The organism is Escherichia sp. MOD1-EC6819 (genome assembly GCF_002965765.1).
GTDB lineage: Bacteria > Pseudomonadota > Gammaproteobacteria > Enterobacterales > Enterobacteriaceae > Escherichia > Escherichia ruysiae.
Genome location: NZ_PTRG01000005.1, coordinates 54,590 through 72,648, shown reverse-complemented (window position 1 = coordinate 72,648; position 18,059 = coordinate 54,590). Strand labels below are relative to the sequence as shown.

At 51.0% G+C, this 18,059-nt stretch carries 17 protein-coding genes; 9 read left to right on the top strand and 8 right to left on the bottom strand.

The window, feature by feature from the left end; genetic code table 11:
- Positions 1–43: 43 nt before the first annotated feature.
- The 5 genes from rnd to A7Z06_RS08290 form a co-directional block, all read right to left on the bottom strand.
- The gene (gene rnd / locus A7Z06_RS08310; protein WP_024165132.1) at positions 44–1,159 is read right to left on the bottom strand and encodes a ribonuclease D; all 1,116 of its coding nucleotides are present in this window, start codon (positions 1,157–1,159) and stop codon (positions 44–46) included.
- Positions 1,160–1,240: 81 nt separating this feature from the next.
- Entirely contained in the window at positions 1,241–2,926 is a 1,686-nt protein-coding gene (fadD, locus tag A7Z06_RS08305; protein ID WP_010345823.1) for a long-chain-fatty-acid--CoA ligase FadD, read from the bottom strand.
- Positions 2,927–3,130: 204 nt separating this feature from the next.
- Positions 3,131–3,712, bottom strand: a complete 582-nt coding sequence (gene yeaY / locus A7Z06_RS08300) for a Slp family lipoprotein YeaY (protein WP_000290579.1) — start codon at positions 3,710–3,712, stop codon at positions 3,131–3,133.
- 39 nt (positions 3,713–3,751) lie between these two features.
- Positions 3,752–4,447, bottom strand: a complete 696-nt coding sequence (gene tsaB / locus A7Z06_RS08295) for a tRNA (adenosine(37)-N6)-threonylcarbamoyltransferase complex dimerization subunit type 1 TsaB (protein WP_001220989.1) — start codon at positions 4,445–4,447, stop codon at positions 3,752–3,754.
- A 57-nt stretch (positions 4,448–4,504) separates the two neighbouring features.
- Entirely contained in the window at positions 4,505–6,415 is a 1,911-nt protein-coding gene (locus A7Z06_RS08290) for an ATP-dependent DNA helicase (protein WP_000128868.1), read from the bottom strand.
- Positions 6,416–6,546: 131 nt separating this feature from the next.
- Here A7Z06_RS08290 and A7Z06_RS08285 point away from each other — a divergent pair, with 131 nt between their 5' ends.
- Positions 6,547–6,891: a RidA family protein gene (locus A7Z06_RS08285; protein WP_024165131.1), complete on the top strand. Its 345-nt coding sequence runs from the start codon at positions 6,547–6,549 to the stop codon at positions 6,889–6,891.
- A 441-nt stretch (positions 6,892–7,332) separates the two neighbouring features.
- Positions 7,333–7,632, top strand: coding sequence for a DUF1889 family protein (locus tag A7Z06_RS08280; RefSeq protein WP_001111983.1), 300 nt, complete (start codon positions 7,333–7,335; stop codon positions 7,630–7,632).
- A 186-nt stretch (positions 7,633–7,818) separates the two neighbouring features.
- Here A7Z06_RS08280 and A7Z06_RS08275 read toward each other — a convergent pair whose 3' ends face one another.
- On the bottom strand, positions 7,819–7,998 hold the full coding sequence (locus A7Z06_RS08275; RefSeq protein WP_000457334.1) for a YoaH family protein: 180 nt from the start codon (positions 7,996–7,998) through the stop codon (positions 7,819–7,821).
- A gap of 73 nt (positions 7,999–8,071) precedes the next feature.
- Between A7Z06_RS08275 and pabB the strand changes: the two genes are divergently transcribed.
- The 4 genes from pabB to A7Z06_RS08255 all read left to right on the top strand — a co-directional run bounded on the left by pabB (position 8,072) and on the right by A7Z06_RS08255 (position 13,291).
- Complete coding sequence (gene pabB, locus A7Z06_RS08270) at positions 8,072–9,433, top strand: aminodeoxychorismate synthase component 1 (protein ID WP_085460645.1); 1,362 nt, start codon at positions 8,072–8,074, stop codon at positions 9,431–9,433.
- A gap of 3 nt (positions 9,434–9,436) precedes the next feature.
- Positions 9,437–10,015 (top strand): CoA pyrophosphatase, encoded by a 579-nt coding sequence (locus A7Z06_RS08265; protein WP_000386574.1) that lies wholly within the window; start codon positions 9,437–9,439, stop codon positions 10,013–10,015.
- Between the two features lie 183 nt (positions 10,016–10,198).
- The gene (sdaA, locus tag A7Z06_RS08260; protein ID WP_000624293.1) at positions 10,199–11,563 is read left to right on the top strand and encodes an L-serine ammonia-lyase; all 1,365 of its coding nucleotides are present in this window, start codon (positions 10,199–10,201) and stop codon (positions 11,561–11,563) included.
- Positions 11,564–11,692: 129 nt separating this feature from the next.
- A complete protein-coding gene (locus A7Z06_RS08255) occupies positions 11,693–13,291 on the top strand; it encodes an EAL domain-containing protein (RefSeq protein WP_010345817.1) in 1,599 nt (532 codons plus the stop codon).
- Between the two features lie 3 nt (positions 13,292–13,294).
- Here A7Z06_RS08255 and yoaE read toward each other — a convergent pair whose 3' ends face one another.
- Both yoaE and A7Z06_RS22240 read right to left on the bottom strand, forming a co-directional pair.
- Positions 13,295–14,851, bottom strand: coding sequence for a CNNM family cation transport protein YoaE (yoaE, locus tag A7Z06_RS08250; RefSeq protein WP_000394999.1), 1,557 nt, complete (start codon positions 14,849–14,851; stop codon positions 13,295–13,297).
- Positions 14,839–14,997: a protein YoaL gene (locus A7Z06_RS22240; protein WP_272941839.1), complete on the bottom strand. Its 159-nt coding sequence runs from the start codon at positions 14,995–14,997 to the stop codon at positions 14,839–14,841. Before A7Z06_RS22240 ends, yoaE begins: the two co-directional genes overlap by 13 nt.
- A gap of 317 nt (positions 14,998–15,314) precedes the next feature.
- On the opposite strand from A7Z06_RS22240, the gene manX reads away from it, so the two are divergent.
- From manX to manZ, 3 genes are all read left to right on the top strand, one after another.
- Positions 15,315–16,286, top strand: coding sequence for a PTS mannose transporter subunit IIAB (gene manX / locus A7Z06_RS08235; RefSeq protein ID WP_000150530.1), 972 nt, complete (start codon positions 15,315–15,317; stop codon positions 16,284–16,286).
- A 62-nt stretch (positions 16,287–16,348) separates the two neighbouring features.
- Entirely contained in the window at positions 16,349–17,149 is an 801-nt protein-coding gene (manY, locus tag A7Z06_RS08230; RefSeq protein WP_000406930.1) for a PTS mannose transporter subunit IIC, read from the top strand.
- 12 nt (positions 17,150–17,161) lie between these two features.
- Positions 17,162–18,013, top strand: coding sequence for a PTS mannose transporter subunit IID (gene manZ / locus A7Z06_RS08225; protein WP_024165130.1), 852 nt, complete (start codon positions 17,162–17,164; stop codon positions 18,011–18,013).
- The last annotated feature ends 46 nt before the right edge of the window (positions 18,014–18,059 follow it).

The following is an 18,059-nucleotide window of genomic DNA, read 5'->3' as shown; positions in this document are numbered from 1 at the left end:
CCGGATGCGGCGCTGGTTGCGCCTTGTCCGGCTTACGAACGTTTTACTGCGGATATTCCTGCAATAAATTATGTAATGCTTCCGCCATTAACTCACCACGCCAGCCGGAAATCAGCTCAGGCAAATTGTTCTGCGGTTTTAATTTCCAGTGCCAGTTCAGCAGTTGGTTGATTTGCCGACGCGATGCCAGCAATTCGACGCTGATCTTGTGCGTTTCGCTCACGTCAGTAATCAGCGACTTAATCGCTTTAAACGCTTTGCGATAACCGGGCATATCCATCAGGTTAAGCATTGGCTGCGGTAAGGCCTCTTCCGGCAATGCCTGCGCTTTCTCTACCAGCGCCAGCAGCGTTTTACCGTGGAAGCGAATTTCACTACCGGATAAGCCCAGACTGTCCAGCTCGCCCAGACTCCCTGGCATATAACGCGCTACCGACCACAAGTGTTCTTCACGCACGACAAAGTTCACCGCCAGATCGCGCTCCCGCGCCTTGCGCAATCGCCAGTCGGCTAACAGTTGCAAACAAGCCAACTGGCGCGTCCGTAATTGCCAGGCATTGGTGATATCACGCCAGGCATCTTCCGGCGCAACGACTTCCTGACGACGTGTTTGCATCAGGCGACATTCATCCAGCGCCGCAGGTAGCCAGCCAGAGGCTTCGGTTTCAACCATCAGCTTTGCGGTGATCGGTAACAGATACCAGACATCCGCCGCCGCGTATTCGCACTGACGTTCGGTTAACGGTCTGGCGAGCCAGTCGGTGCGCGATTCGCTCTTGTCCAGCGTAACACCGGAATACTCTTCCACCATGGAGGCAAAACCCCATGACATCGGGCGTCCGCAGAATGCGGCGAGGATTTGCGTGTCAATCAGGGGTTGAGGTAATTCGCCAAAGACATTGAGGAATACTTCCAGATCTTCACTGCCCGCATGGAGAAATTTGGTGATGGAAGGATCGCGCAAGATTGCCTTTAGCGGTGACCAGTCGCTGATCCCAAGAGGATCGATTAGCGCCAGATGCTCGCCATCAAAAAGTTGAATCAACCCCAGTTGAGGGTAATAGGTGCGCGTACGTACAAATTCAGTATCCAGGGCTATCGCCGGAAAGGCACGGACGGCTTCACACAAAGAAGCCAGCGCATCGTCCGTGGTAATCATTTGGTAATTCAAATTGTATTCTCTTTAGTGGGCGTCAAAAAAAACGCCGGATTAACCGGCGTCTGACGACTGACTTAACGCTCAGGCTTTATTGTCCACTTTGCCGCGCGCTTCGTCACGTAATTCTCGTCGCAAAATTTTTCCGACATTAGATTTCGGTAACTCATCACGAAATTCCACCAGCTTCGGTACTTTGTAGCCCGTGAGCTGACGGCGGCAAAAGGTCACCAGTGACTCTTCAGTGAGCGACGCGTCTTTTTTCACCACAAAGATTTTCACCGCTTCACCACTGGAGCCAGAAGGTACGCCAACAGCCGCCACTTCCTGTACGCCAGGGTGCTGCATGACCACATCTTCAATCTCGTTGGGATAGACGTTAAAACCGGAAACCAGAATCATGTCTTTTTTACGATCGACAATGCGCAGGAATCCTTCTTCATCCATTACCGCAATATCGCCAGTGTGTAACCAACCGTTTTTGATGATTTCATCGGTGGCATCCGGACGCTGCCAGTAGCCCAACATCACCTGAGGACCTCTGACACAAAGTTCGCCCGGTTGCCCCGGTGGTACTTCGTTATCGTCATCATCCACCAGTTTGGCCTCCGTCGAGGGCACCGGTAATCCAATGCTACCGCTGTGATAATCAATATCATACGGGTTAACGCTCACCAGTGGCGCACACTCGGTTAAGCCATAACCTTCCAGCAGATATTGTCCGGTCAGTTTTACCCAGCGTTCTGCCACCACTTGCTGAACGGGCATCCCACCGCCTGCGGAAAGGTGCAGACTGGAGAAATCCAGCTGCTGGAACTCTTTATTGTTCAGCAACGCATTGAACAAGGTGTTTACGCCGGTGATAGCGGTAAACGGATATTTCGCCAGCTCTTTCACCAGCCCCGGAATATCACGTGGGTTAGTGATAAGCAGGTTCTGCCCGCCGAGTTCGATAAACAGCAGGCAGTTAATGGTCAGTGCAAAAATGTGATAGAGCGGCAGTGCCGTTACTACCAGTTCTTTACCTGGATGCAGCAACGGCCCATAGGTGGCGTTGACCTGTTCCAGGTTCGCCAGCATATTGCGGTGAGTCAGCATCGCGCCTTTCGCCACACCTGTGGTGCCGCCGGTGTATTGCAGGAAAGCTAAATCTTCCGGCACCAGTTCGGGTTTGACGTACTGCATCCGGTAGCCGTTGTGCAGGGCGCTACGAAATGAAATGGCATCTGGCAGATGGTATTTCGGCACCAGACGTTTGATGTATTTAACAACGAAGTTAACTACCGTGCCTTTTGCCGTGGAAAGCTGATCGCCCATACGAGTCAGAATAACGTGCTGGACGGCGGTTTTATCGACCACTTTTTCCAGGGTATGGGCAAAGTTAGACACAATGACAATCGCCGATGCACCGCTGTCGTTGAGCTGATGCTCAAGTTCGCGTGGGGTATACAACGGGTTAACGTTTACGACGATCATCCCGGCACGCAAAATACCAAACAGCGCCACCGGATATTGCAATAAGTTAGGCATCATCAGCGCAACGCGATCGCCCTTCTTCAGCCCCAGCCCTTGTTGCAAATAAGCGGCAAACGCGCGACTGCGTTCTTCCAGTTTGCGGAAGGTCATCACCTCCCCCATATTCACAAACGCTGGCTTGTCGGCGTAGCGCGCGACCGACTGCTCAAACATATCCACCAGAGATTGATAACGGTCAGGGTTGATCTCCGTCGGAACATCGGCGGGATAACGGTTAAGCCAAACCTTCTTCAATTCTTCACCTCTAAAATGCGTGTTCGTCGTCATCGCAACCCCAAGTGATATACATGCCGTTAACATAATATTAACTCATCATACCAGCTTGATAATTACCCAACGAAAAGGTTGCGAGGCGCGTCACTATTTATTTTTATCGTTACTGTAAGAATGCAGAAACAGCGGACCAGCCGCTGTTTCTTTTTCTTTAAAAACAAGCAATTATTCAGTTACAACTGTTTGTACTCTCGCGGGGCCAGGATTATACCAGCCCCATCCACCGTAGCCATAGGGCCAGCCACGACCGCCATAAAACCACGGATCAATCGGCTGAGGCGGCATAATCACCTGCTGGGTTAAATGCCAACGTTTATAACCCGTTACCTGCATCACCATAAATTTATAGGGCGTGTTGCCGATTTTGCCGTCAACCGTACCGGTGATTGGCCCAACAACTGTGACCAGTTGTCCACGGAAATCCACCGGGTCCAGAAAACCGTTCACATCTGCATAAATGCGACCGCGAGAAGGTTCTCCCAGCGTCGGCCTGGCTCCGCTGTCCAGCGGTACGGTAGCAATTTCCAGGCGGGTTTTCCCTTGCTGGTTTTGTACCGCGACCACTTTGCCACCAAAACGCGCCTCCTGACCAACGTACAGCTGCGGCGCACTCATCACCCGAACTAAATCTTGTTGCGGCGTGGGACTGCTGCCTTTAATGGCGTCCGGCACAGTGACACAACCGCTCAGCATTAGCGCAAACGTACCTGCCAGTATGCCTTTGATAACATTCTTTTGAACCGCCATGATGCGACTCCTTTTTTTCTCAGGGCATACTCTTAAGATTCATTCTTTGCCCGGAAGTTTCTTCCAGGCGACGTTGTTACGTAAATAAACCGGCTCGGCATGTTCCACCGCTACCGTTTTACCCTCGGTAAACATCTGGCAGGCAATCGGCAGCATATCTTCTGCGGCGGGCAGTAACACTTCGCCATCGCGCAAAACCAGCCCGCTATCTTTACCGAGATCCGGCCAGGCTTGCCAGCCCGTTCCCACCGTCACCCATTCTCCGGAAAGCTGCTGCATCCGCTCATGAACGAGTTCTGGTTTGAGTACGGCTTCGGTTTCTTCACCGTGCCAGACACCGTTTTCATCACGCTGATATTCGGCCCAGTAAACTTCGCCCATTCGCGCGTCAATGGCTGCCAGCACGCGGGTTGCGCCGTTTTTGCGCCACGCCCCTTGCGCCATCGTCATTAGCGTGGAGACGCCAATCATCGGCAGCTCCGCGCCAAGCGCCAGCCCTTGCGCAATGCCAATACCGATGCGCACGCCGGTAAAGCTACCAGGGCCACGTCCGTAAGCCAGAGCGTTTATGTCAGTCAGGGAAGTTCCGCTGGTGGTCAGGATATCCTGCACCATCGGTAAGATTCGTTGAGTATGTTCACGAGGGCAAAGCTCAAAATGAGCGTTGACAGTACCGTCGTTCCACAGGGCGACAGAGCAGGCCTCTGTCGCGGTATCGATAGCCAGAATTCGCATGGGTCTTCGTGCTTAGATCAATAAAAAGGCGCGCATCATACCATACTCAATAACAAATTACCTGGAGGATGGTATCGCAAGGAAACGAACCGCACGGGCAATGTCACGGGTACGCGGTGCGGGCGGGAGGCTGGCGAGGAACGTCGCACCGTAAGGGCGCATCACCAGCCGATTGTCACAAATCACCAGCACACCGCGATCGTCGGCGTCGCGAATCAGTCGCCCTACGCCCTGTTTAAGAGTAATCACCGCATCCGGTAGCTGCACTTCATCGAACGGGTCTCCGCCACGCAAACGGCAATCTTCCATGCGCGCTTTTAACAGCGGGTCATCTGGCGAGGTAAACGGCAACTTGTCGATAATCACCAGCGACAGCGTATCGCCGCGCACGTCCACCCCTTCCCAGAAACTGCTGGTCGCCACAAGAAGCGCGTTACCGGCGCTGACAAATTGCTGCAACAGTTGTCCTTTGCTGGTTTCCCCCTGCAACAAAACGGGAAGCGTCATGGTAGCGCGGAACTGCTCGGCCAGCTCGCGCATCATGGCGTGCGAGGTACAAAGCATAAAACAACGACCGTTATTGGCTTCGATGATCGGTCGCAGCATTGCCGCCAGTTGCCGTGCACAACCCGGTTGATTGGTTTGCGGCAGGTTGCGCGGTACACAGAGTAACGCCTGGCGGCTGTAATCAAACGGGCTGGGTAACAACAACGACTCCGCCTGTTCTATCCCAAGCCGCGAGGTGAAATGATGGAGATCATCATTCACCGACAATGTTGCCGAGGTAAAGATCCAGCTACCGGGCTTTTGCGCCATTAACTCTTTGAATTTATCCGCCACGCTTAACGGCGTCAGTGCCAGAGTAAAATGGCGCGATGTGCATTCGTACCAGTAGCTGTAGCCCGGCTGATTGATCTCTTTTAGCCGTTTCAGTCGTGTGCGATATAACGTGGCGCGCTCAAATGCCGCATCCAACAACGCGGAACGCCCCAGCGACAATTTCGCCACGTCGTAACAGAGTTCAAGGGTGTCATCGAGCAGTAAAAACGCCCGTTGAATTTGCGGATTGGCCAACAGTTCGCGCAGGTTTCCGCGATAACCTGGCTCGCCTAATTGCAGACGAAAATCCTGCGCACTCTGGGCAAGACGGTCAGCGCACTTTTGTAACTGCTGGGTGTCTTTTAATTCGGTGCGGTAGGCGATAGTGATGTCTTTTGCCAGGTCGAGCAGTTGTCGACTGGAGAGTGATTGCCCAAAATACTGGCTGGCAATGTCCGGCAACTGGTGGGCTTCGTCGAAGATCATGACGTCTGCTTCCGGGATCAGTTCGCCAAAACCACTCTCTTTCACCACCATATCCGCCAGAAAAAGATGATGGTTTACCACCACCACATCGGCATCCATCGCTTTTTTGCGTGCTTTGACCACAAAGCAATCTTTATACATCGGGCAGTCACTGCCTAGGCAGTTGTCGTTGGTGCTGGTGACCAACGGCCATGCCTGCGAATCTTCCGCGACACTGACGCAGGTGCTGATATCGCCATCGACTGTTTGATTGGACCAGGAGCGCAGCAGGATCACATCGCTTAAAATTTGTACCGGCAGATCGCCGCCCGCCAGCGCCTGCTGTTCGAGACGTTCGAGGCAGAGATAGTTTGAGCGCCCTTTCAGCAGCGCCACGTTGCCCGTGTATTTCAATGCCTTTGAGACCGTTGGCAAATCGCGGCTGTAGAGCTGATCCTGCAACGCTTTTGAGCCGGTCGAGATAATGACTTTCTTTTTCGCCCGCAGCGCAGGGGCAAGGTAAGCGTAGGTTTTGCCTGTACCGGTTCCCGCTTCCACCACCAGCGGCTGGCTTTTTTCTATCGCCTGGGTGACGGCTACCGCCATCTGTCGCTGTGGTTCACGCGGCTTAAAGCCAGGTATCGCTTTCGCCAGTTGACCGTCTGGTGCAAAATCGTCCGTCACACTACCCCCTGTTGATTTGAACAGGGATTATGTCAGGCCAGGTTGCTTTTCGCCAGCTGAAGTGGTGACGGCGACCTTACATTGTGGCAGTCTTTGCAGCACAAAAATGGAATGATGATGAGGACAAAATGATGACTATCGTTCGTATTGACGCCGAAGCCCGCTGGTCTGATGTGGTGATCCACAACAACACGCTCTACTACACCGGTGTACCGGAAAACCTCGACGCCGATGCCTTTGAGCAAACCGCCAACACGCTGGCGCAGATTGACGCCGTGCTGGAAAAACAGGGCAGCAATAAGTCGAGTATTCTGGATGCCACGATTTTCCTGGCCGATAAAAACGACTTCGCTGCAATGAATAAAGCCTGGGACGCCTGGGTTGTCGCGGGTCATGCGCCGGTGCGCTGCACGGTACAAGCGGGTTTGATGAACCCGAAGTATAAAGTTGAAATTAAAATTATTGCGGCGGTTTAATTCCGGAAGATAATTATATCAAGGCAAAAATCACACGATAATTTATCGAAAAACTGGTCGATCGTGAACAAATCGGCCAGTGCTTAAGGTCTTACTTTAAATGGGTAGTACCCTGGATGATAATTTATTTTTATGATTCCTGCTGCATTAATACAAAAATGATATTAATCGCAAAAATCAAACCATTATGTTAATCACTTGATTAACTTACGCTGCTTTTCTTTCTTGCCCTTCCTTGCCTGAACAACTTGGCTGCGGTACTACGATTTGCTGTTAATTTTCGGCACATCACTAGATAACCCGCCATGACCTGCTACCTTTAAAATACCTGAATGTCAACAGGTTAACTAATGAGATATCGTTATAATCCTTTTGATATTAGGCGCAATTTAATGTCATATATAGCCTTATCGATCACGTGGTTAATTTAAGGACAAGAATATGCCTGCTGTAATAGATAAAGCCCTGGATTTTATTGGTGCCATGGATATATCAACACCAACCCCCAGCTCTATGAATGAAAGTACGGCGAAGGGAATATTTAAATATTTGAAAGAACTGGGAGTACCCGCGAGTACCGCCGATATTACTGCGCGAGCCGAACAGGAAGGCTGGAATCCTGGATTCACGGAAAAAATGGTGGGATGGGCAAAAAAAATGGAATCTGGCGAACGCGTGGTGATTAAAAATCCAGAATACTTCTCGTCCTATATGCAGGAAGAGCTTAAAGCACTGGTATAAGTTAAATCTCTACCAGCCCAAATGAGCCAGGACGCTTTTTTATCACATAAAAGCGTCCTTTTTTTCTAACCATCAAAAACACTACTTAATTCATTCAACCAGTACAGCCCCTCAATTTTCTGGTTCAAACGCTACGGGCCAAAGGGTTCGCTTGTCATAATGCGCCCTGTTGAAACTAACATTGTATTACTCGTCTTCATCCTCAAAACGCGCCACAATCCGCTCGCCGGAATGGTTGGCGCGTAACTCTTCAGCTACCAGTGCGATTGCCTGACCGCTGCTCATCCCCTGTGCCATCAGTTCCTGAATACGCTCAACGGCTTTTTGCTGCTGTTCATGGGTGAGTGAAGGTAAACCTGCAAACATTGTTAACTCCTGCTAAATTGTTGGCGCTAATTATTTCATGCTACCCGGCACATAGCCAGTAGAGTCAGGACTGATGAAGACGTTATCTCCCGCTGTGATTACTTTACCCTGGCGTCAGGACGCCGCTGAATTTTATTTTTCCCGCTTAAGCCACCTGCCATGGGCGATGCTTTTGCACTCTGGCTATGCCGAGCATCCGTATAGCCGCTTTGATATTGTGGTGGCAGACCCGATTTGCACCTTAACAACTTACGGCAGTGAAACTGTTTTGTGTAAAGGCGAAACCCGCACAACAACCGCTGACGATCCGTTAACAGTACTCCAGCAGGCGCTGGAGCGTGCAAACATTCACCCGTCGCATAACGATGATTTGCCATTTCAGGGTGGCGCGCTGGGTTTATTTGGTTACGATCTGGGTCGCCGTTTTGAGTCACTGCCAGAAGTGGCGCAGAGAGATATCGACCTGCCTGATATGGCGGTAGGTATTTACGACTGGGCACTGATTGTCGACCACCAGCGCCAGACTGTTTCTTTGCTGAGTCATGATGATGTCAATGCCCGTCTGGCCTGGCTGGAAAACCAGCAAATCACACCGCAGGGTGATTTTGCGCTAACCTCAGCCTGGCAATCTAATATGAGCCGCGAACAGTATGGCGAAAAATTTCGTCAGGTGCAGGAATATTTGCACAGTGGCGACTGTTACCAGGTAAATCTCGCCCAGCGTTTTCAGGCTACCTATTGCGGTGATGAATGGCAGGCATTCGTTCAGCTTAATCAGGCCAATCACGCACCGTTTAGTGCATTCCTGCGTCTGGAACAAGGCACAATTTTAAGCCTCTCGCCAGAGCGTTTTATTCTTTGTGATGACGGTGAGATCCAGACCCGTCCAATTAAAGGCACACTGCCACGTCTGCCCGCTCCTCTGGAAGATAGCAAACAGGCAGAAAAACTGGCGAACTCGCCAAAAGATCGCGCTGAAAACCTGATGATTGTTGATTTAATGCGTAATGATATTGGTCGCGTTGCGGTGCCTGGTTCAGTAAAAGTGCCGGAACTGTTTGTGGTGGAACCTTTTCCCGCTGTGCACCACCTGGTGAGTACCATTACAGCTCAACTACCCGAACAACTTCATGCCAGCGATCTGCTGCGCGCGGCTTTTCCTGGTGGCTCAATCACCGGGGCACCGAAAGTTCGGGCAATGGAAATTATCGATGAACTGGAACCGCAGCGACGCAACGCCTGGTGCGGAAGCATTGGCTATTTGAGCTTCTGTGGCAATATGGATACCAGCATCACTATCCGCACGCTGACTGCCATTAACGGTCAAATTTACTGTTCTGCGGGCGGCGGTATTGTCGCCGATAGTCAGGAAGAAGCGGAATATCAGGAAACTTTTGATAAAGTTAATAGGATATTACGCCAACTGGAGAAGTAAGACGTGGACTACCGTAGCCTGACGCTTGATGATTTTTTATCGCGCTTTCAACTTTTACGCCCGCAGATAAACCGGGAAACCTTAAATCATCGTCAGGCTGCCGTGTTAATCCCTATCGTTCGCCGATCGCAGCCGGGGTTATTGCTCACACAGCGTTCTATTCATCTGCGCAAACACGCCGGACAGGTGGCGTTTCCTGGTGGTGCAGTAGATGACACTGATGCGTCAGTTATTGCCGCTGCGTTGCGCGAAGCCGAAGAAGAGGTTGCTATCCCCCCTTCCGCCGTCGAAGTTATCGGCGTGCTGCCGCCCGTCGATAGCGTAACGGGCTACCAGGTAACGCCAGTGGTTGGCATTATCCCGCCTGATTTACCTTATCGTGCCAGTGAAGATGAAGTTTCCGCAGTGTTTGAAATGCCGCTCGCCCAGGCATTACATCTGGGTCGTTATCACCCGTTAGATATCTACCGCCGTGGTGATTCACATCGGGTATGGCTTTCCTGGTACGAACAGTATTTTGTATGGGGAATGACCGCAGGCATAATTCGTGAGCTGGCGCTGCAAATTGGTGTGAAATCCTGACTATACTTATCTTTACATCTACAAAACACTACTTGAGACAATCATCGCAATATTAGTTAAATCGCGGTTTTTGATTAGTTTAATTCATGTGAATAGTTAAGCCTGTCGCCGCGTTCCCTCTTACACTATGCGTTGTTATTAGTTCGTTACTGGATGTCCAGTCACCTTGTCAGGAGTATTATCGTGATTAGTCTATTCGACATGTTTAAGGTGGGGATTGGTCCCTCATCTTCCCATACCGTAGGGCCTATGAAGGCAGGTAAACAGTTCGTCGATGATCTGGTCGAAAAAGGCTTACTGGATAGCGTTACCCGCGTTGCCGTGGACGTTTATGGTTCACTTTCGCTGACGGGTAAAGGCCACCATACCGATATCGCCATTATTATGGGTCTTGCAGGTAACGAACCTGCCACCGTGGATATCGACAGTATTCCCGGTTTTATTCGCGACGTAGAAGAGCGCGAACGCCTGCTGCTGGCGCAGGGACGGCATGAAGTGGATTTTCCGCGTGACAACGGTATGCGTTTTCATAACGGCAACCTGCCGTTGCATGAAAACGGTATGCAAATCCATGCTTATAACGGTGATGAAGTCGTCTACAGCAAAACTTATTATTCCATCGGCGGCGGCTTTATCGTCGATGAAGAACATTTTGGTCAGGATGCCGCAAACGACGTGAGCGTGCCGTATCCGTTCAAATCCGCCACTGAGCTGCTGGCGTACTGTAATGAAACTGGCTATTCCCTTTCCGGTCTGGCAATGCAAAACGAACTGGCGCTGCACAGCAAAAAAGAGATCGATGAATATTTTGCTCATGTCTGGCAAACCATGCAGGCATGTATCGATCGCGGAATGAATACCGAAGGCGTATTGCCTGGCCCGCTGCGTGTTCCACGCCGTGCGTCTGCCCTGCGCCGGATGCTGGTTTCCAGCGATAAACTGTCTAACGATCCGATGAATGTCATCGACTGGGTAAATATGTTTGCGCTGGCGGTAAACGAAGAAAACGCCGCCGGTGGTCGCGTGGTAACTGCACCAACCAACGGAGCCTGCGGCATCGTTCCGGCAGTGCTGGCTTACTATGACCACTTTATTGAATCGGTCAGCCCGGACATCTATACCCGTTACTTTATGGCGGCCGGGGCAATTGGCGCATTGTATAAAATGAATGCCTCTATTTCCGGTGCTGAAGTGGGTTGTCAGGGCGAAGTGGGTGTTGCCTGTTCAATGGCTGCTGCGGGTCTTGCAGAACTGTTGGGCGGTAGCCCGGAACAGGTTTGTGTGGCGGCGGAAATTGGCATGGAACACAACCTTGGTCTAACTTGTGACCCGGTTGCAGGTCAGGTTCAGGTGCCGTGCATTGAACGTAACGCCATTGCCTCTGTGAAAGCGATCAATGCCGCACGCATGGCCTTACGCCGTACCAGTGCACCGCGCGTCTCGCTGGATAAGGTCATCGAGACAATGTACGAAACAGGTAAGGACATGAACGCCAAATACCGTGAAACCTCTCGCGGCGGTCTGGCAATTAAAGTCCAGTGTGACTAATACTTTTCTTTCGCCCATCTGCAACGGATGGGCGAATTTCTCTCGCTTTCTCGTCTGCTGTAAATTTCCCCACTACACTTCCACTGTTGCGTCAGGCGTTTGTTGCCATGCGCTTACAGGGCGGCCCGCATGCAAAAAGCACAAAGGATCATTAAAACCTATCGCCGTAATCGAATGATTGTTTGTACAATTTGCGCACTTTTTACGCTTGTAGCGACACTAAGCGTGCGGTTTATTTCACAGCGTAACTTAAATCAACAGCGGGTGATCCTCTTCGCCAATCACGCTGTTGAAGAGCTGGATAAAGTCTTGCAGCCCCTTCAGGAAGGACGCGAGCTTTTACTTCCGTTGATTGGCCTCCCCTGCTCAGTCGCTCATTTGCCTCTACGCAAGCAGGCCGCAAAACTGCAAACCGTGCGTTCTATTGGTCTGGTTCAAAACGGTACGCTCTATTGCTCCAGTATTTTTGGCTATCGAAATGTCCCTGTTTATGATATTCAAGCCGATTTGCCTGCCCCACGGCCTCTTCTGCGTCTTTCCACCGATCGCGTGTTGATTAAAGGTAGCCCAGTGCTGATCCAGTGGTATCCCTTGTCATCACATAGCGGTGATGGCGTTCTGGAGATGATCAACATTGGGTTATTGACGACGATGTTACTGGAGCCGCAGTTGCCGCAAATTAGAAACGCCAGCCTGACGGTGGCCGATCGCCATTTACTCTATGATGACGGTCTGGTTGATTCTTTACCTCCGCTTAATGGCAATGAACGTTACCAGGTTTCATCGCAAAATTTTCCTTTTACCATTAGCGTCAGCGGACCTGGTGCGACGCAACTGGCGTTGCATCATCTTCCCAGCCAGCTCCCGCTGGCTGTACTGTTGAGTTTACTGGTGGGTTATGTTGCATGGCTTGCAACCGCACACAGAATGAGTTTTTCGCGCGAAATTAATCTTGGCCTTGCGCAACATGAGTTCGAGCTATTCTGTCAACCTTTACTAAACGCACGTAGTCAGCAATGTATTGGCGTAGAGATATTGCTGCGCTGGAATAACCCACGTCAGGGTTGGATCTCGCCGGATGTGTTTATCCCTATTGCGGAAGAACATCACCTGATAGTGCCGCTTACCCGTTATGTGATGATGGAAACCATCCGTCAAATCCACGTTTTTCCAATAAGCAACCAGTTTCACATTGGGATTAACGTCGCCCCCAGCCATTTTCGCCGTGGCGTGCTGTTGAAAGATCTTAATCAGTACTGGTTCAGTGCTCACCCGATTCAGCAACTCATCCTTGAAATAACCGAGCGCGATGCCTTACTGGATGTTGATTATCGGATTGCCCGCGAACTGCATCGTAAAAACGTCAAACTGGCGATTGATGATTTCGGCACCGGCAACAGTTCGTTTTCCTGGCTGGAAACGTTACGCCCTGACGTCCTGAAAATTGATAAGTCATTCACCGCTGCAATTGGTTCAGACGCGGTTAACTCGACGATAACCGATATCATCATTGCGTTGGGGCAAAGACTGAATATTGAACTGGTGGCGGAGGGCGTAGAAACGCAAGAACAGGCAAAATATTTACGCCGTCATGGGGTGCATATTTTACAAGGATATTTGTACGCGCAACCAATGCCGCTGCGTGATTTCCCAAAATGGCTGGCGGGCAGCCAACCGCCGCCCGCCCGGCATAATGGGCATATCACGCCCGTTATGCCATTTCGTTAATGATTATTCGTCTTCGTCGTGCGCCAGTTGCTCTTTAACAATACGAACCAGGTCAACACGATAATCGTTAGCTTCAACAATGGTAATATGCAACGGCCCTACGTTAATCACATCGCCCGCACGCGGGATGTGACCATTTGCAGAAATCACCAGACCTGCGACCGTCGCGATATCATCGTCATCAGCAAGGTGCTCAACATCAAGCGCCTGCTGTAAGGCGTGGAGGTCTGTACCACCTTTTACCAACCAGCCGTCGCCGTCGGTAATGATTTCCGGCGTTTCATCAGCATCCGGGAACTCACCGGCAATGGCTTCCAGCACATCCAGAGGCGTAACCAGACCTTGCACCACACCAAACTCGTTGGTCACGATCACAAAACTACCGCGAGCGCGACGCAGCACGCCCAGCAGATTGATCGGATCGAGGGTTTCCGGAACGATAATCGCCGGAGACGCCGAAGCAATCGCCGCTACATCAACGCCCTCTTCCAGTGCCACCAGCAGTTCTTTCGCACGCACGATACCGATGATTTCATCCAGTTCTCCGCGACATACCGGGAACAGGCTATGTGGCGAAGAAAGCAACTGCTCACGGATTTCATCGACACTAAGGTTAGCGTCAACCCAGCTGATTTCGCCGCGCGGCGTCATAATCCCGCGCAGAGAGCGCGACGCCAGAGTCAGTACACCGTTAATCATGTATCGCTCTTCTTCGGCAAACGCACCTTCCGGCACCGGGATCGGCATCGGGTTATCCGCATCATGCTGCACATTCGCCTGACGTTTACCGCCCATCAAACGCAGGATGGCATCAGCAGTACGTGCACGCAGCGGTAAAGTCGACTGGTGACGAATAAAGTTACGGCGCGCAATTTGGTTAAATACTTCGATAATGATCGAGAAGCCAATCGCGGCATACAGGTAACCTTTCGGAATGTGGAAACCAAAGCCTTCTGCTACCAGACTCAGACCAATCATTAACAGGAAGCTCAGACAGAGCACCACTACCGTTGGATGCTGGTTAACGAATCGCGTCAGCGGTTTCGATGCCAGCAACATGACTGCCATCGCAATCACCACCGCTGCCATCATCACCGGCAGATGGTTGACCATCCCTACTGCAGTAATCACCGCATCCAGCGAGAAGACGGCATCAAGGATGACAATCTGTGTTACGACCACCCAGAAACTGGCATAGCCTTTGCCATGACCAGAATCATGATCGCGGTTTTCCAGCCGTTCATGTAGCTCCGTTGTCGCTTTAAACAGCAAGAATATCCCCCCAAGCAACATAATCAGATCGCGGCCGGAGAAGGAAAAATCCATCACGGTAAATAGCGGTTTGGTCAGGGTGACCATCCATGAAATCAGCGATAACAGTCCCAGACGCATGATCAGCGCCAGCGACAGCCCCAACAAACGTGCTTTATCACGTTGTTTTGGCGGCAGTTTATCGGCAAGAATGGCGATAAAAACCAGGTTATCGATACCCAGCACGATTTCAAGAACGACAAGCGTGAGTAGCCCCGCCCAAATCGAGGGGTCCATTAAGAATTCCATGACAAGCTCCTGCTTAAGGAATAGCTATTCGGCGCCAGAAATAATGCAGGCGTAACGACAAAATGCAAACAAAAGGTGCGGCAAAAAATGCCAGAAAGGCAGGCGCTGAAAGGCCTGATGCTGAAATGACGTCGGTGACGATCCATACTGCGGGCTGCTGCCCCATACTCCTTGATTGTTAAACGGGAGTTAAACATATCAGAGAGAACTCTGATTTGGCAAAGATTTACCTTCCTTTGCAAACGAATGTAACGAGGGTATTTTACCTTTCGGAATTTTGCTAATCCAAAGTTAAATTACGGATCCTCATCACATAAAATATTTTTTTCGCTATCTAAAATAAATCGCGAAACGCAGGGGGTTTTTGGTTGTAACCCTTATCTGAATCGATTCGATTGTGGACGACGATTCAAAAAATACATCTGGCACGTTGAGGTGTTAACAATAATAAAGGAGGTAGCAAGTGACCATTGCTATTGTTATAGGCACACATGGTTGGGCTGCAGAGCAGTTGCTTAAAACGGCAGAGATGCTGTTAGGCGAGCAGGAAAACGTCGGCTGGATCGATTTCGTTCCAGGTGAAAATGCCGAAACGCTGATTGAAAAGTACAACGCTCAGTTGGCAAAACTCGACACCACTAAAGGCGTGCTGTTTCTCGTTGATACATGGGGCGGCAGCCCGTTCAATGCTGCCAGCCGTATTGTCGTCGACAAAGAGCATTATGAAGTGATCGCAGGCGTTAACATTCCAATGCTGGTGGAAACGTTAATGGCTCGTGATGATGACCCTGGCTTTGATGAACTGGTGGCGCTGGCAGTAGAAACAGGCCGTGAAGGCGTGAAAGCACTGAAAGCCAAACCGGTTGAAAAAGCAGCGCCAGCACCCGCCGCCGCCGCACCAAAAGCGGCTCCAACTCCGGCAAAACCAATGGGACCAAATGACTACATGGTTATTGGCCTTGCGCGTATCGACGATCGTCTGATTCACGGTCAGGTCGCTACCCGCTGGACCAAAGAAACCAATGTCTCCCGTATTATCGTTGTTAGTGATGAAGTGGCTGCGGATACCGTTCGTAAGACACTGCTCACCCAGGTTGCACCTCCGGGCGTAACAGCACACGTGGTTGATGTTGCCAAGATGATCCGTGTCTACAACAACCCGAAATATGCTGGCGAACGTGTAATGCTGTTATTCACCAACCCGACAGATGTTGAGCGCCTCGTTGAAGGCGGCGTGAAAATTACCTCTGTTAACGTTGGCGGTATGGCATTCCGTCAGGGTAAAACCCAGGTGAATAACGCGGTTTCGGTTGATGAAAAAGATATCGAAGCGTTCAAAAAACTGAATGCGCGTGGTATCGAACTGGAAGTCCGTAAGGTTTCCACCGATCCGAAACTGAAAATGATGGATCTGATCAGCAAAATCGATAAGTAACGTATTGTGTTGATTATCACTCAGTTTTCACACTTAAGTCTTACGTAAACAGGAGAAGTACAATGGAGATTACCACTCTTCAAATTGTGCTGGTATTTATCGTAGCCTGTATCGCAGGTATGGGATCAATCCTCGATGAATTTCAGTTTCACCGTCCGCTAATCGCCTGTACCCTGGTGGGTATCGTTCTTGGCGATATGAAAACCGGTATTATTATCGGTGGGACTCTGGAAATGATCGCACTTGGCTGGATGAACATCGGTGCCGCAGTTGCGCCTGATGCCGCTCTGGCTTCCATCATTTCTACCATTCTGGTTATCGCTGGTCATCAGAGCATCGGTGCCGGTATCGCGCTGGCAATCCCGCTGGCCGCTGCGGGTCAGGTGCTGACCATCATCGTTCGTACCATCACCGTTGCTTTCCAGCACGCTGCGGATAAGGCGGCTGATAATGGCAACCTGACGGCAATTTCCTGGATCCACGTTTCTTCTCTGTTCCTGCAAGCGATGCGTGTGGCTATCCCGGCCGTGATTGTTGCGCTGTCTGTAGGCACCAGTGAAGTTCAGAACATGCTGAACGCCATTCCGGAAGTGGTGACTAATGGTCTGAATATCGCCGGTGGCATGATCGTGGTGGTTGGTTATGCGATGGTTATCAACATGATGCGTGCTGGATACCTGATGCCGTTCTTCTACCTCGGCTTCGTAACCGCAGCATTCACCAACTTTAACCTGGTTGCTCTGGGTGTGATTGGTACTGTTATGGCAGTGCTCTACATCCAACTTAGCCCGAAATATAACCGCGTAGCCGGTGCGCCTGTTCAGGCTGCTGGTAACAACGATCTCGATAACGAACTGGACTAACAGGTGAGCGAAATGGTTGATACAACTCAAACTACCACCGAGAAAAAACTCACTCCGAGTGATATTCGTGGCGTCTTCCTGCGTTCTAACCTCTTCCAGGGTTCATGGAACTTCGAACGTATGCAGGCACTGGGTTTCTGCTTCTCTATGGTTCCGGCGATTCGTCGCCTCTATCCTGAGAACAACGATGCCCGTAAACAGGCGATTAAACGTCACCTCGAATTCTTTAACACCCAACCGTTTGTGGCGGCGCCAATCCTCGGCGTAACCCTGGCGCTGGAAGAACAGCGCGCTAACGGCGCAGAGATCGACGACGGTGCTATCAACGGTATCAAAGTAGGTCTGATGGGGCCGCTGGCAGGCGTGGGCGACCCGATCTTCTGGGGTACGGTACGTCCGGTATTCGCGGCGCTGGGTGCCGGGATCGCAATGAGCGGCAGCCTGTTAGGTCCGCTGCTGTTCTTTATTCTGTTTAACCTGGTACGCCTGGCAACCCGTTACTACGGCGTAGCGTATGGTTACTCCAAAGGTATCGATATCGTTAAAGATATGGGTGGCGGCTTCCTGCAAAAACTGACGGAAGGGGCGTCTATTCTCGGCCTGTTTGTCATGGGGGCATTGGTTAACAAGTGGACACATGTCAACATCCCGCTGGTAGTCTCTCGCATCACCGACCAGACGGGTAAAGAGCACGTTACCACTGTCCAGACCATTCTTGACCAGTTAATGCCAGGCCTGGTGCCGCTGTTGCTGACTTTCGCCTGTATGTGGCTGCTGCGCAAAAAAGTTAACCCTCTGTGGATCATCGTTGGCTTCTTCGTCATCGGTATCGCTGGTTACGCTTGCGGCCTGCTGGGACTGTAATATTGTTGTACACTACCGGGGCCTATTGGCCCCGTTTTTTTATCTG